The 15,965-nt window shown below is 45.3% G+C and carries 11 protein-coding genes; 8 read left to right on the top strand and 3 right to left on the bottom strand.

Translation table 11 applies throughout. The features are described 5' to 3' along the window. Nucleotides 1-20: 20 nt before the first annotated feature. A complete protein-coding gene (mtnN, locus tag BM100_RS16430) occupies nucleotides 21-719 on the bottom strand; it encodes a 5'-methylthioadenosine/S-adenosylhomocysteine nucleosidase (protein ID WP_092512895.1) in 699 nt (232 codons plus the stop codon). A 115-nt stretch (nucleotides 720-834) separates the two neighbouring features. On the opposite strand from mtnN, the gene dgt reads away from it, so the two are divergent. After that, the gene (gene dgt, locus BM100_RS16425) at nucleotides 835-2,361 is read left to right on the top strand and encodes a dGTPase (RefSeq protein WP_092512893.1); all 1,527 of its coding nucleotides are present in this window, start codon (nucleotides 835-837) and stop codon (nucleotides 2,359-2,361) included. On the opposite strand, the gene BM100_RS16420 is transcribed toward dgt, so the two are convergent. Continuing rightward, complete coding sequence (locus BM100_RS16420) at nucleotides 2,345-4,711, bottom strand: ATP-binding protein (RefSeq protein WP_092512891.1); 2,367 nt, start codon at nucleotides 4,709-4,711, stop codon at nucleotides 2,345-2,347. The genes dgt and BM100_RS16420 overlap by 17 nt on opposite strands. Nucleotides 4,712-4,764: 53 nt before the next feature. Between BM100_RS16420 and rlmD the strand changes: the two genes are divergently transcribed. The 7 genes from rlmD to BM100_RS16385 all read left to right on the top strand — a co-directional run bounded on the left by rlmD (nucleotide 4,765) and on the right by BM100_RS16385 (nucleotide 15,365). Beyond that, nucleotides 4,765-6,132, top strand: a complete 1,368-nt coding sequence (gene rlmD / locus BM100_RS16415; protein WP_092512991.1) for a 23S rRNA (uracil(1939)-C(5))-methyltransferase RlmD — start codon at nucleotides 4,765-4,767, stop codon at nucleotides 6,130-6,132. 41 nt (nucleotides 6,133-6,173) lie between these two features. Beyond that, the gene (gene relA / locus BM100_RS16410; RefSeq protein ID WP_092512889.1) at nucleotides 6,174-8,411 is read left to right on the top strand and encodes a GTP diphosphokinase; all 2,238 of its coding nucleotides are present in this window, start codon (nucleotides 6,174-6,176) and stop codon (nucleotides 8,409-8,411) included. Between the two features lie 7 nt (nucleotides 8,412-8,418). After that, a complete protein-coding gene (gene mazG / locus BM100_RS16405) occupies nucleotides 8,419-9,219 on the top strand; it encodes a nucleoside triphosphate pyrophosphohydrolase (protein WP_092512887.1) in 801 nt (266 codons plus the stop codon). Between the two features lie 298 nt (nucleotides 9,220-9,517). Continuing rightward, a complete protein-coding gene (pyrG, locus tag BM100_RS16400) occupies nucleotides 9,518-11,155 on the top strand; it encodes a glutamine hydrolyzing CTP synthase (protein WP_092512885.1) in 1,638 nt (545 codons plus the stop codon). Between the two features lie 113 nt (nucleotides 11,156-11,268). Continuing rightward, the gene (gene eno, locus BM100_RS16395) at nucleotides 11,269-12,570 is read left to right on the top strand and encodes a phosphopyruvate hydratase (RefSeq protein ID WP_092512883.1); all 1,302 of its coding nucleotides are present in this window, start codon (nucleotides 11,269-11,271) and stop codon (nucleotides 12,568-12,570) included. A gap of 351 nt (nucleotides 12,571-12,921) precedes the next feature. Continuing rightward, complete coding sequence (locus BM100_RS16390) at nucleotides 12,922-14,307, top strand: SLC13 family permease (RefSeq protein WP_092512881.1); 1,386 nt, start codon at nucleotides 12,922-12,924, stop codon at nucleotides 14,305-14,307. 137 nt (nucleotides 14,308-14,444) lie between these two features. Beyond that, complete coding sequence (locus BM100_RS16385; protein ID WP_169924737.1) at nucleotides 14,445-15,365, top strand: alpha/beta hydrolase family protein; 921 nt, start codon at nucleotides 14,445-14,447, stop codon at nucleotides 15,363-15,365. Between the two features lie 376 nt (nucleotides 15,366-15,741). Here BM100_RS16385 and BM100_RS16380 read toward each other — a convergent pair. Then, nucleotides 15,742-15,965: IS30 family transposase (locus tag BM100_RS16380; protein ID WP_139216979.1), on the bottom strand; the 224-nt coding region annotated here is incomplete at its 5' end.

Genomic DNA, 15,965 nt, shown 5'->3' with positions numbered 1-15,965 from the left:
CTCCACGTTCAACGGGTGATTTATTGTTTACTGAGTTCAGTCAGCATGGCATTGACCATTCGGGTGGACTCGCGAGCAGCAACAACTAAAAATTCATCAAAGCTGATATGGGATTCTTGATCGGCAACGTCAGAGATGGCACGCACAACAACAAAAGGCACTTTATATTGATGGCAAACATGGCCAATAGCGGCTGCTTCCATTTCAACGGCCGCGACTTGCGGGAAAGTGGCACGAATGCGGGCCAATGGTTCTGAACCATTGATAAAGGCATCGCCGCTGCAAACCAGGCCACGTACTGCATTGAGGTTGAGGGATTGGATGCATTTTTCAGCCAGTGTGATCAATGCGTTGTCAGCAATGAATGCAGCTGGGCACTGCGCCATCTGTCCGGCTTCATAGCCAAATGCAGTAAGATCGGCATCGTGGTAGCGAACTTCTTCGGAAACAACGATGTCACCCACTTTTAATTTAGGGTCAAGGCCGCCGGCGGAACCGGTATTAATCACGAGATCTGGCTGGCAATGTTCCATCAATAGCGTGGTTCCAAGCGCGGCAGAAACTTTACCAATACCGGATTTCAGCAAGGCGATGTCGACGCCATTCAATTTTCCGGTATAGATTTCACATCCGCCCCGTGACAATGTTTGCAGACCTTCAATCTGGTCACGCAACAAAGTCACCTCTTGCTCCATTGCACCTATTACGCCTATTTTCATTGTGTCATACTCACTTTTTATTAACCGGTTGATTTAGTCGGAAAGTGTATCATTGAATGGGCATTTACCGGAGAGCTCAATTCTAAATCATCGTTTCATTTAGTATGGGGGACTGATGTCTAAGATTGATTTCAAACAGAAGTTGAATTACCAGCGTAAGTTCAGTAAATCTTCTATCCATTCTGATGATGAAGATCATGTGACACGCCAATTTGAGAGTGATCGCGGGCGAATCATTAACTCAGCCGCGATTCGCCGGTTGCAGCAGAAAACGCAGGTATTCCCCTTGGAGCGCAATGCGGCTGTGCGCAGCCGATTGACACATTCACTTGAAGTGCAGCAAATCGGTCGCTATATCTCAAAAACGATTATTTCAGAGCTGACAAAGCAAGGTGTGCTGCAAGAATACGGGTTAGGTGAGCGCTTACTTGCGTTTGAAAGCCTGATTGAAATGGCCTGTTTAATGCATGATATCGGCAACCCTCCGTTCGGCCATTTTGGGGAAGCTGCGATTAAAGACTGGTTTTCACGGCGGCTGGATCCAGATTATTCGCTCAACACAGAAAATCGGCAGGATGGCTGTAATGTGGCGGCATTGCGGCTGACTGGAGAAGAAAAGAAAGATCTCTTCCGACGGCAACTGCGCAAGGATTTATGCCAGTTTGAAGGCAATGCTCAGGCTATTCGTCTGGCCCATAATCTGTTGCGGCTGAATCTCACTTATGCCCAGATTGGCTGTATCTTGAAATATACTTGCCCGGCTTATCGCCTTGATCCGCCTCTTCCTGAATTCAGTTATTTGATGAAGAAAAAGGGATATTACTGGTCAGAAAACAGTTTCATCCAAGAGTTGAGAAAAGAGTTGCAAATGGGGGAGTTTTGTCGCTTCCCGCTGACATACATTATGGAAGCGGCGGACGATATTTCGTATTGCATTGCTGATTTGGACGATGCCGTTGAAAAAGGCATTTTTAATGTCGAACAGTTGGTGGAGTATCTGAAAGCAGAGTGGGAGAAAAATGGAGGCCACAGGAAAGGCGATTTGTTTGAATCCACGGTGATGCAAGCCCATAAGAAAACGGCCAATAATGAAGTTCGCCGCAATATCCATGAACAATTTTTTATGTATTTGCGGGTATTTATCACGGGAAAATTGGTTCCTTATACTTCCCGCTTGTTCATTGAGAATTTACCGGAAATCTATGCAGGCACATTTAACCATGCCTTGCTGGAAGGGGATGGCGAAGAGCACCGCTTATTGAAGACGTTGAAAAGTGTTACGCGTACCCGTGTTTTTAACCATCAGGAAGTGGAAGAGCTGGAATTGCAGGGTTACCGGATTATCAACGGGTTGCTGGACGTTTATAGCCCTTTGCTGGAGATGTCCAGACAGGATTTCATGGAGCTGAACCAAAATAATTTTCACACTAAATTCTTTATTGAAACCCGACTGTTGCACAAGCTTTCCACCAAGCATCGTCTGGCTTATAACGAAGCGGTGGAGGGGATAGTAGCCACTGATGAAGCTGACAAAGATATTATCGAATTCTATTATCGGGCACGTCTCATTCAGGATTATATCAGTGGCATGACTGACCATTATGCTTACGAGGAATATCGCAAGTTTATGGTAACGAAATAAGGGGCTTGGTTGCTCGGAGAATATCGGGCGCGGCCTCAATGACATGATTGATTTCATCTATGAATTCCAGTAATTCCGGTTCCAGATCGAGTAAATCAATGTTTTGTTGCAGCTGTTTTTCGACAACTTCGCAAATCGCTTTCAGTTTTGGGACACCATTATAGCAACAACTGCCGTGCAATTGGTGGATATAATGCTGAAAGTGGTTGCGAGTCACCCCGCCGTCAGGGAGCAAGGCGAGTTCAATCATATTTTTTATTTCAGGCAATGTCTGGAGCAGCATTTCCAGCATCTCCCTCGCCAGTGATTCTTTACCCGCAGTTTGTTTCAGCGCCATGTCCCAATCGATGGCTTGAGGTTTGTCTTGTTGACCGCTTCTTTCCGGTGGACTGAATTGATTCAATAATGTTTTCAGACGGTTTTCATCCAAAGGCTTGGTAAGGCAATCGATAAATGGCGTGTTTTTTGCCTCATTGCAGGCAAAAGCCGTGACAGCCACAATAGGTGTTGTCTTATGTCGGGGCAATTGATGGATCTGCTTGGATGTCTGTATTCCGTCCATATCCGCCATCTGGATATCCATCAAAATCAGATCCAAAGCATGCTTTTCCGCCATTTCCAATGCTTCCATGCCGCTGCTGCACAGCAACGTATTTTCAACTTGTTCACCTAACAATGTGCCAATCAATTTAAGATTGGCGGGATTGTCGTCAACGGCCATGACCGTCATCGGCAAGCGTGCGGCCGCAGAAAAGACAGGCAGATCTTTTGACAGTGAATCCAATAAAAGCTCTTCTTTTTCCAGCCAGATATCAAAATAGAACACAGTTCCTTTGGCTACTTCACTGATGAAATCAATTTGCCCCTTCATTTCATTGACCAACCTTTTGGTGATGCTCAGGCCAAGCCCGGTTCCGCCGTAATGACGGGTAATGCTGGCATCTGCCTGATTGAAGGCCTGAAACAGTATCGGGCGATATTCGGGCTTAATGCCGATACCTGTATCGGTAACAGCGAAATCAATTTGCACAAGGTGATGCTGATGCTGGCGTAATTTGATATCCAACGTCACACAGCCTTTGTCCGTAAATTTAATCGCATTGCCAATCAAATTGATGAGTATTTGCTGCAAACGAATCGGATCACCAATCATCAGGTTTGGCAATTCGTCATCAATATGGTGATACAGCGGCAGATTTTTCACGCTGGCGGCAGGGGTCAGCAGCTCAATCACTTCATTGACAGTATCCCGCAGCAGAAAAGGGACTTGATCCAAAACCAGCTTGTTGGATTCCAGCCGGGAGAAATCCAGAATGTCATTGATGATTTTAAGTAGATTATTGGCTGAACGATCAATGACATAAAGATATTCCATCTGTTGGGATGTGATGGGCGTTTTTAACATTTGGCGAGTAAAACCAATGACACCATTCAGCGGTGTGCGCAATTCATGGGACATATTGGCGAGAAATTCCGTTTTAATCCTGACTGCTTCTTGTGCCCGCTTTTTGGCGAGGGTCAATTCAACATTTTGGATTTCCAACTGCTCCATGGTGATTTGCAAATCAGACGTGGCCTGATCAATGTGGAGCTGCATTTCATCTTTGTACTTAGAAAGCGAACCTGCCACGGTATTGATGCCATGCTGGAGGGCTGCCAGCTCGCCGGGCATGGCACCGGTTACGCGGCTATCCAGTTGCCCCTGCCGGATGCGATCCACCACTTCAACCATACAATTCAGTGGCTGCGTCACCTTGCGCACCAATGCGTAGGCAAATAAGGCCGTTCCTCCCAAACACAGAATCAACAAGATAATTGAGGTGGCAATTTCTTTGTATTGCTGGAGCTGGGCTGCGCGTAAATCCAAGTCAATCGCGATATAGCCGATGGGCTGCGCACTGCTGGCCGCGTTTTGCCATGATTGAGATGTGAGGGTTTCTGAGATAATGGGCATCTTCAGGATAATGCTACTTCCATACTCAGTTTTGGTTAATGAGGTCGGAATTGGCTCCTCGGGAGTTAATCTCAGGCGATTGACATCATATTTGTTGTTTGAAATATCGAATAATTTATGATGCTCATCGAAAATTGCAATTGCCCTGACAATTTCAGAGTTCCGTCGGTGCAGGCTGTTTATCAATGACTTAACCCGCCTGCGATTGTCTAAGTTAATGCCCACTTCGCTGGCGATGGATAGCGGTTCAATAATACTGATCCCCGCGCGGACTATCAGGCTCTTCAACTCATAATAGCGGTATGAGATAAATGATATACTCACAAGCGTTCCGACCAGTAAAACAGGAACCAATATCAGGCTCATCATACGGGTGCGTAGGCTATATTTGGTCATAGGCGTCCATTGTGGGAAAATCAAAACTAAATTTCTTAAAGTCAGTCAGAATCATGGTGCAATTTTACTCCCCAAATCGTCGTTCCGTAAACCGAGGCATTATTTCAGTTACCGCAGATAACCTCGATGCCCAAGGGCAAGGCATTGCCCGTCATAAGGGAAAAACTATCTTTATTTCAGGATTATTGCCGGGTGAGCAGGCCCAGATCCAACTGACAGAAGAAAAACGCCAGTTCGCGAAGGCCAAGGTGGTGAAACGGCTATCAGACAGCCCGCATCGTGTTACACCCCGCTGCCCGCATTTCAAGGCGTGTGGCGGATGCCAGCAACAACACGTTGCCATCGGGTTGCAGGCCGACACAAAAGCTAGCGTATTGGAACACCTGATCCAGCGGGAAACGGGCATCAGCATCAGCGCACATCCCATTATTCATGGTCCGGAATATGGCTATCGACGCAGGGCCAGGCTCGGTCTGCAATATCATGCCAAGCAACGTACTCTGCTGATGGGATTCCGCCAGAGCCAGAGCAATGATTTGGTCAACATTGAGTATTGTTCCGTCATGCATCCAGATCTGGAACGGTTATTGCAACCGTTGTCTCAGTGCCTGAACCAATTGAAAGCCGTCAAGCGGCTGGGGCATGTTGAGCTGGTGCTGGCTGATAATGGCCCACTGCTGGTATTGCGTCACCTTGATCTTTTAAAGCACGAAGACAGGGAGAAGCTACGCACTTTCTCAGTGCAGAATAATGTGAAAATTTATCTGGCGGGGGATGAAAAAACACTTGAGCCTTTGATTGAGGTGCAAGATGAACCCTGGTATCAGGTAAATGGTTTAAAATTAGTATTCAGCCCGCAGGATTTTATTCAGGTTAATGACGAGGTTAACCAGCAAATGGTCGCTCAGGCACTGTCATGGCTGGATTTGCAGCCAACGGACAGGGTGTTGGATCTATTTTGCGGGATGGGAAACTTTACTCTGCCGATTGCGACTAAGGTGCGATCGGTGGTAGGCGTAGAAGGGGTTGCCGCGTTGGTCGCGAGTGGGCAATATAATGCTCAGTTAAATAAACTCCAGAATGTCGATTTTTTCCATGAAAATCTGGAAGCGGATATTCATCAGCAGCCTTGGGCTGCGTTGGGATTCAATAAAGTCTTGTTGGATCCCGCCCGCGCAGGCGCTGCGGGTGTCATGTCACACATAGTAAAACTGGCCCCTGAAAAAGTGGTTTACGTTTCCTGTAATCCCACAACTCTGGCGCGGGACAGCAAAGTTATGCTGGAGGCTGGTTATCATCTTGTTAGTGTGCGGATGCTGGATATGTTTCCGCACACCGGCCATCTGGAGTCCATGGCGCTGTTTGTTCGTGAACCAATTGCCAATGAAGCATTTATTCATGAAACGAATGGCCGCAAATAATGGTCAGCCATGAGCCAATGGTTATCGAGTAGGGAGAAATTATGGTTGCGGTAAGAAGTGCGCACCTTACGCCAGCGGGGGAATTCGCTGTCGATAAGTGGATCGCGAGTTTAAATATCACCAATCCACAATCGAGTGAAAAATTGGTTGAAACCTGGCATTACTGTCACGAAAAAGTTCAAGATCATCCCAATGCGGAATTATTGCTGTGGCGCGGTGTGGAAATGGTGGAGATCTTGTCTACATTGAGCATGGACAATGACAGTATGCGTGCAGCGCTACTTTTCCCCATCCTTGATTCTAAACTGCTCGACAGTGAAACAGTGACAGAAAAGTTTGGTAAGGAGATTACAAATCTGGTGACCGGCGTGCTGGAAATGGATGCCATTCGCCAGTTGAAAGCCACTCACACCGATTCAACCTGTTCTACGCAAGTCGATAACGTTCGCCGGATGTTATTGGCAATGGTGGAAGATTTCCGCTGCGTGATTATTAAGTTGGCAGAACGCATCGCCCATTTGCGGGAAGTGAAAGATGCCACTGAGGATGAGCGGGTACTGGCGGCCAAAGAGTGCTCCAATATCTATGCCCCGCTTGCCAATCGGTTGGGGATTGGGCAGTTAAAATGGGAGCTGGAAGATTTTTGCTTCCGTTATCTGCATCCCGATGAATATAAAAAAATTGCCAAACTGCTGCATGAACGCCGGATTGATCGTGAGCAATATATCGAGAAATTCATCACCACCTTGCGCAAGTACATGCTGAAAGAAGGGATTAACGGTGAAATTTACGGACGCCCCAAACATATTTACAGCATTTGGCGCAAAATGCAGAAAAAATCTCTGTCGTTCGACGAGCTGTTTGACGTACGCGCTGTGCGGATTGTTGTCGATCGCTTGCAGGATTGCTACGCCGCATTAGGAATAGTGCATACTCACTATCGTCATCTGCCCGATGAATTTGACGATTATGTTGCCAACCCAAAACCGAACGGCTATCAATCCATTCACACCGTTGTCTTGGGGCCTAATGGCAAAACCCTTGAAATTCAGATCCGCACCCGCCAAATGCACGATGATGCGGAGCTTGGAGTTGCAGCACATTGGAAATATAAAGAAGGCACCGCGATTGGCGGCGGCAAATCCGGCAGTTATGAAAGCCGCATTGCATGGCTGCGCAAATTGATAGCATGGCAAGAAGAGATGGCGGATACCGGCGAAATGCTGGATGAAGTGCGCAGTCAGGTGTTTGATGACCGGGTTTATGTCTTTACGCCAAAAGGGGATGTGATTGATCTGCCAACCGGTTCGACACCACTGGATTTTGCCTACCATATACACAGTGATGTCGGGCACCGTTGCATTGGGGCAAAAATAGGCGGGCGAATCGTCCCCTTCAGCTACCAGCTTCAAATGGGCGATCAGATTGAAATCATCACTCAGAAGCAGCCTAACCCAAGTCGAGACTGGTTGAATCCAAACCTTGGCTATGTCACTACCAGCCGTGGTCGGGCGAAAATTCATAACTGGTTCCGCAAGCAAGATCGTGACAAGAATATCCTTGCCGGCCGCCAGATGCTGGATAACGAATTGGCACATTTGGGCATCACGCTTAAAGAGGCTGAAAAAGAACTGATTGCCCGTTATAACGTCCATTCACTGGAAGAAGTATTGGCAGGGATCGGTGTTGGTGACATTCGTATCCATCAGTTAGTGAATTTCCTGCAAAGCAAATTCAACAAAACCACGGCGGAAGAAGAAGATCGCAAAGCACTTCGCACTCTGGAAAATAAAGCCCATGCCGCTCGCAGCACAGCGAAAGATAATGGCCGTGTTGTTGTCGAAGGCGTTGGCAACCTGATGCATCACATTGCCCGTTGCTGCCAGCCAATTCCGGGCGATGAAATCATCGGGTTTATTACCCGCGGGCGGGGGATTTCCATTCACCGTGCTGATTGTGATCAACTGGTTGAACTGGAAGCCAGCTCACCGGAACGGATTGTCGATGCCGTTTGGGGCGAAAGCTACTCCAGCGGCTACTCCCTTGTGGTGCGGGTACTCGCCAATGACCGCAGTGGATTATTGCGAGACATCACTACTATCCTTGCCAATGAAAAGGTCAATGTGCTTGGGGTCAGCAGCCGGAGTGATGTTAAGCAGCAACTTGCCACCATTGACATGAATATTGAGATCTACAACTTACAAGTGCTCGGGCGGGTATTGGCGAAGCTCAATCAATTGCCTGATGTTATTGAAGCCAGACGTTTACAGGGTAACTGATTAAAACATGGATAAGATGAAACCTATTTCTATTGAAAGACTGAAAGGGATTATGGCGCAATTGCGTCATCCCGAGGATGGTTGCTCTTGGGACAAAGTACAGACTTCGGCCTCGATCGCCCCTTATACACTGGAAGAAACTTATGAAGTCCTTGATGCGATTGAACGCAATGATGCCAATGACTTGAAAGAAGAGTTGGGGGATTTGCTGTTTCATATCGTGTTTTACGCTCAGATGGCGCAAGAACAGCAGCAATTTGATTTCGATGATATCTGTGAGGCGGTGTGTGATAAATTGGAGCGCCGCCATCCCCATATTTTCAACCAACAAGCCGAAACCCACGGCGAAGAAGTGGCAGGAAGCTGGGAACAGCGTAAGACCACAGAAAGGGCAGAAAAAAACCAACATTCCGTGCTGGATGATATTCCCGCCAGCCTGCCGGCGTTGATGAAAGCATATAAAATCCAACGGCGCTGTGCTTCTGTCGGTTTTGACTGGGATACCCTTGGCCCGGTGCTGGATAAAGTCTATGAAGAAATTGATGAAGTCATGGATGAAGCACAGCAGGCCGTCGTTGATGAAGCCCGACTGGAAGAAGAACTGGGGGATTTATTGTTCTCGGTTGTGAATTTGTCCCGTCATTTGGAACACGATCCAGAGATGGCGCTGCAAAAAGCCTGCAATAAATTTGAAAAGCGTTTCCGTAACGTCGAAAAACTGATCCTCGACAAAGGCTTGTCACTGGAAACTGCTACACTGGAAGAAATGGACGAAATGTGGCAGCGGGTTAAAGATCAGCAGTCCTAGCATCGTAACTACGGCAATGCTGCAATCACGGTAAATTGCCTGTAAACACGACAAATTGTATAGAAACAGCAAAAAGGCTGTTGCATGAAAGGCTGAATAACCTGAATCAGGTGAAAAATTTTTATACTAATAACTTGATGAATTTAAAAGGAAAGCAGAAGGTTTATTTCGCTATGTAACTGATTGTTGGGTAGGTTAACCTGCTTAGATGGTTTGTAGCGAAATTAAGGTTAGGGTATACTGCTTTCCCGTCCTGTTATATTCATCATTCTTTTAAACCTAAACTTTCAGGTTCAGCATGAAAACTAATTATATTTTTGTGACCGGCGGGGTCGTATCCTCTCTGGGTAAAGGCATTGCCGCAGCCTCTTTGGCGGCTATACTCGAAGCCCGTGGACTCAATGTCACCATTATGAAACTGGACCCGTACATCAACGTCGATCCAGGCACAATGAGCCCAACCCAACACGGGGAAGTTTTCGTCACCGAAGACGGCGCTGAAACTGATCTTGATTTAGGTCACTACGAACGTTTCATCCGAACCAAAATGACACGCCGCAATAACTTCACGACCGGCCGTGTTTACTCTGAAGTACTGCGCAAAGAACGCCGCGGCGATTATTTGGGCGCAACCATTCAGGTTATTCCTCACATCACCAACGAAATCAAAGACCGCATCATTCGTGGCGCAGAAGGCCATGATGTTGTATTGGTAGAAATCGGCGGCACTGTTGGTGACATCGAATCCCTGCCATTCCTGGAAGCCATTCGCCAGATGGCGGTTGAAGTGGGTCGCGAAAATACCCTGTTCATGCATTTGACTTTAGTGCCTTACATGGCTGCTGCGGGCGAAGTGAAAACTAAGCCAACCCAGCATTCCGTGAAAGAATTGCTGTCCATTGGTATCCAGCCGGACGTGTTGATCTGCCGTTCAGATCGCATCATCCCAGCTAATGAGCGTGCAAAAATCGCCCTTTTCTGTAACGTACCAGAGAAAGCGGTTATCTCTTTAAAAGATGTTGATTCCATTTATAAAATCCCAGCCCTCTTGAAATCTCAGGGCTTAGATGATTATATTTGTAAACGATTCAGCATCGAATGCCCGGAAGCTGATCTGTCCGAATGGGAACAGGTCATTTATGAAGAAGCCAATCCATCCGGTGAAGTGACTATCGGGATGGTCGGCAAATACGTTGAGCTGCCAGATGCTTATAAATCAGTGATTGAAGCACTGAAGCACGGCGGGTTGAAAAACCGTCTGACTGTCAACATCAAGTTGATCGATTCACAGGATGTTGAAACCCGTGGCGTTGAAATGCTGAAAGGCCTGGATGCGATTCTGGTACCGGGCGGCTTCGGTGGCCGTGGTGTTGAAGGCAAGATCATGACTGCGCGTTATGCCCGTGAGAACAACGTCCCTTATTTGGGTATTTGTCTGGGTATGCAGGTTGCTCTGATTGAGTTTGCCCGTAACGTTGCAGGTCTGGCAGGCGCTAACTCCACTGAGTTTGAACCTGAATGTAAATTACCGGTTGTTGGTCTGATCACCGAATGGCGTGATGAGAACGGCAACTTAGAAGTTCGCAGCGAAGAGAGCGATCTCGGCGGAACGATGCGTGTTGGTGGCCAGCTGTGTCATCTGACCGAAAATAGCTTGGTGCGTGAACTTTATGGTCAGGATGACATCATTGAGCGTCATCGCCACCGTTATGAAGTGAACAATTTGTTGTTGAAACGCCTCGAAGATGCAGGTTTGCGTGTTGCGGGCCGTTCAATCGACAACAAACTGGTGGAAATTATTGAGAACCCGGCTCACCCATGGTTTGTGGCGTGTCAGTTCCACCCTGAATTCACTTCAACGCCTCGCGATGGTCATCCGCTATTTGCCGGCTTTGTTGAAGCAGCAGGCAAGTATCAGAAAGGCCAGTTGAAATAAGATATGGGGCAATGGGTTGGTTGTAATCTGGTGACTTTAAAAGCAGTTATTTTTTCTTGTTTTTAGATTCAACCTGTTGCCCGAAATTTAACTTGTGATTTGAGGAAAACCGAATGTCCAAAATCGTTAAAGTACTTGGCCGTGAAATCATCGACTCCCGTGGTAATCCAACTGTAGAAGCAGAAGTGCATCTGGAAGGTGGCTTCGTTGGTTTGGCTGCTGCGCCATCAGGCGCATCTACAGGTTCCCGTGAAGCACTGGAACTGCGTGATGGCGATAAATCTCGCTTCATGGGCAAAGGTGTACTGAAAGCAATTTCTGCGGTCAATGGCCCGATTGCACAGGCTCTGGTTGGTCAGGATGCGAAAGACCAAGCTAACATCGACAAAATCATGATCGAACTGGATGGCACTGAAAACAAATCTAACTTCGGTGCTAACGCGATTTTGGCTGTTTCCCTTGCGAATGCCAAAGCAGCGGCAGCAGCAAAAGGTATGCCTCTGTATGAGCACATCGCTGAACTGAACGGTACTCCAGGCAAATTCTCCATGCCTCTGCCAATGATGAACATCATCAACGGTGGTGAACACGCAGATAACAACGTGGATATTCAGGAATTCATGATCCAGCCAGTTGGCGCGAGCACACTGAAAGAAGCGGTGCGCATTGGTTCTGAAGTATTCCACAATCTGGCAAAAGTACTGAAAGCAAAAGGCATGAGCACTGCGGTGGGCGACGAAGGTGGCTATGCGCCAAACCTGGAATCCAACGCAGCAGCACTGGCTGCAATCAAAGAAGCAGTTGAACAAGCAGGTTACGTACTGGGCAAAGACATTACTCTGGCTATGGACTGCGCCGCTTCTGAGTTCTATAACGAAGCAACCGGTAATTACGAACTGAAAGGCGAAGGCAAAACTTTCACTTCTCAGGAATTTACCCACTATCTGGAAGGCTTGACCAAAGAGTACCCAATCGTTTCCATCGAAGATGGCCTGAACGAATCTGACTGGGACGGTTTTGCTTATCAAACTAACGTGCTGGGTGACAAAATCCAATTGGTTGGTGACGATTTGTTCGTAACCAACACCAAGATCCTGAAAGAAGGCATCGAAAAAGGTATCGCGAACTCCATCCTGATCAAATTCAACCAGATTGGTTCTCTGACCGAAACTCTGGCTGCAATCAAGATGGCAAAAGACGCGGGTTATACTGCGGTCATCTCACACCGTTCCGGTGAAACTGAAGATGCAACTATTGCTGATTTGGCAGTAGGTACTGCGGCAGGCCAAATCAAAACAGGCTCCATGAGCCGTTCTGATCGTGTTGCTAAATATAATCAGCTGATCCGTATCGAAGAAGCACTGGGTAATCGTGCACCTTTCAACGGATTGAAAGAAGTCAAAGGTCAAGCGTAATCTGACTAAGCTTCAATAAAAAATAAATATTATTTATGTATTGGCGGAAGAGTTAACTCTCTTCCGCCTTTTTAATAAGAGAAAATTTTATTTTATAAATAGAATTATTTACCTGATTACTTAACGAACTTGTGAAGTTATTGGAAATTTTTCGTTAATTTTAGAATAATTATTCACAAATTAAACAAATCCCGCGCGGTAGATCCCAAAATCATTCACCTAGTATTTTCTTTGTCGTTAAGACACCTTATTATTTCACATGTAATGTAATTCTTTAACATTTATGGCAATGATTCATTAATTATTCTTTTTACATTACAGGGTTATGTTTCATTGTTCTACGGAGTCTTCATGGACGCTTCTGAATCTTTAGCGCCAGCGGTTGGGCCTATGCCCTCAAGTAAAAGAGGTTTAATTATCCTCGCGCTGGACATCATCTTGCTTGTGGTTCTGCTTAAGTTTTTACCTTACGGGGAAAAAGCAAATGCAGGCTTGGCATTGATGGCATTTGTTGGTGTTTTGTGGCTCACGGAAGCCATTCATGTCACCATTACCGCACTGTGTGTTCCAATTCTGGCTGTTGTTATGGGGTTGATGAATACAGGTGACGCGCTGAAATCTTTTGCAAATCCGATTATATTTTTATTCTTCGGTGGCTTTGCATTGGCTACAGCGCTACATATCCAAGGTCTGGACAGGTTGATTGCTAACCGCTTGCTGATGATTGCCCGTGGGCGTTTGTCGGTAGCGGTGTTATTGATTTTTGGCATTACCGCAGTGCTTTCCATGTGGATAAGCAATACCGCTACTGCGGCGATGATGTTGCCATTGATCCTCGGCATTCTGGCTAATTTGGATGTGCGTACTGAACGCAATACATTCGTATTTGTTCTGTTGGGGGTTGCATACAGCGCCAGTATTGGTGGCTTGGGTACATTGGTTGGCAGCCCACCCAATGCCATTGCTGCCGCACAGTTGGGTATGGATTTCGTCACATGGATGAAATATGGCATACCGATGGTACTCATCTTGCTGCCGGTCATGGTGGCATTGATGTATGTCATGCTGCGCCCGAATCTGAATCACAAATTTGACCTGAAACTGGAACATCTTGAGTGGAATTGTAAGCGCTTAATTGCCATGGGCATTTTCACGCTGACAGTCGTATGCTGGATTTTTAGTTCTGTTATTAGTGATGCTCTGGGGGGTGTAAAAGATCTGGATACCATTATTGCAGTCAGTGCGGCTATTCTGATTGGCGTGACGGGTGTATCAACATGGTCACAGATTCAGAACAACACAGAATGGGGCGTACTGATGCTATTCGGCGGCGGTCTGACACTGAGCGCTGTTTTGAAAAATTCAGGCGCCAGCGAAGTGATGGCGAATGGCATGGCATCAACTTTTGGCACCAGTCCGTGGTTTGTCATCATTGTTGCGATAGCTGCATTTATCATCTTCCTGACAGAATTTACCAGTAACACCGCGAGTGCGGCGCTGCTTGTACCTATCTTCGCTACCGTTGCAGAAGCACTGGGCATGCCAGTTATCGTCCTGACCATGATTATTGGTATCGGTGCATCTTGTGCATTTATGTTGCCTGTTGCAACACCACCTAATGCGATTGTTTATGGCTCGGGCTATATCAAGCAATCGGAAATGGTGAGAGTGGGTATCGTGCTGAATCTGGCATGTATAGCCATTATCTCTGTCATTGCGTGGTTCTTCTGGATTTAATATCTAAATAAACTACGGTGAAAAATGGCTGCCTTAAAAGGTGGCCATTTTTTTATTGCAAAAATACTTAAAATAATTCTTCTTCAATCAGAATTGTTTGTTGCATGTTTTTTATTCATTTAGAGGGAAGTAATCACATGATTAAATATATTATTATTTTATCTATTTTGATTTTTTCTTTACCTGTTAAAAGCATCGGTAATTTTTCTACCCATACGCTGGCATCTGATGATAAAAAAGATATTACTTATTATCTCTTTCAGCGAAATAACGGAGAATCTAAAAACCTATTGGTTCTTATTCAGGGATCTGATTGTAAGAGTGTTATAAGAAATAAAAGGATGATAAAGAAATTTGGCCGAGTTATCCCTGATAGTGATCTCTTACTGATTGAAAAATATGGATTAAATGAAAATACATCAAAGCAGGATGATGTAGAAATAGAAGACGATAAATGCCCCAAAGCCTACATGCTCAATGACTCACCTAAAAAAAGAGTATCGGATTATATCGCTGTTATAAATCTCTTAAAAAAGAATTATAAAAAAGTAGTATTACTGGGTGGAAGTGAAGGCGCCATTATTGCCAACTTAGTGACAGCACAGTCAGATGTCAGTAATGCAACAATATCAATAAATGCGGGTGGGCGCTATTTTAGTGATGATGTCATTTACAGTACGATAAAGAATTATCAGGGAACAAAAATAGATGATGAAGTAAAAAATCTGAAAAATCTGCTTGAATTAATGAAAGAAGGTAAGCTGCCGGACGATTTTATTATGAGTACCCACGGCATTCGCTGGTGGAAAGAATCGCTATCCATTGATAATCAGGCTGTCATATCATCAATAAAATCACCTATTTTGATTATACAAAATATGAATGATATCAATGTTAATGTTGAATCATTCGACAACATGCGACATAAAATCAACAAGCAAAATGTTACTTTTATGACTTATGACGGCCTTGATCATTTCTTTAAAAATAGTGGAAAAGAAGATAATTCATCGATTGTCATTGAAGATATTGAAAAATGGTTTAAACAGCGACATTAAATAAATAAGCTGGTTGCCTCTTTATCGATAGGATGATCGAGCTTTCGAGGCGACTTTGGCTACCGCTCTAACTCAGATAGAACCAATTGAAGGCTTATTGTGCCAATAACTTTAATCGTCCCGGTAATGCTGATTATATGTCGTCTATAAAAACTCCGAAATTCAGCCGTGTGATATTAGAAACAATGCACATTATTTCTATAAATATATAATAATATATTCTTGGTTCTTTTGTGTTCTGTGCTATATTTTAAAACCCAGTGCAAATCTGCCATTTTTTTATAAATATAATATTCTGGTGCCAATAATAAATACTCATTATCCAATCTTGACCAAAATAAAAAACAAAATTAAATAAATTTCTTGGATTCACATATTAAGCGCAACACCGTAATGAACGAAGTAAATGAGAGGGCACTCCTTTAAATAATTCATTAGGTGTTTTGTAACCTCTCGTTTTACGAGGACGATTATTCAATCGGTTTGCCACAAGGTTAATCTCCAGTTCTGATACTTTATTAAAATCGGTTCCTTTTGGGAAGTAATCCCTGATTAATCCATTCGTATTTTCATTTATTCCTCTTTCCCAAGGAGAATAGG

Origin of the sequence: Xenorhabdus mauleonii (assembly GCF_900113945.1) — a bacterium.
GTDB lineage: Bacteria > Pseudomonadota > Gammaproteobacteria > Enterobacterales > Enterobacteriaceae > Xenorhabdus > Xenorhabdus mauleonii.
Note: the sequence above shows the minus strand (reverse complement) of the source record. Positions and strands in the feature narration are given on the sequence as shown.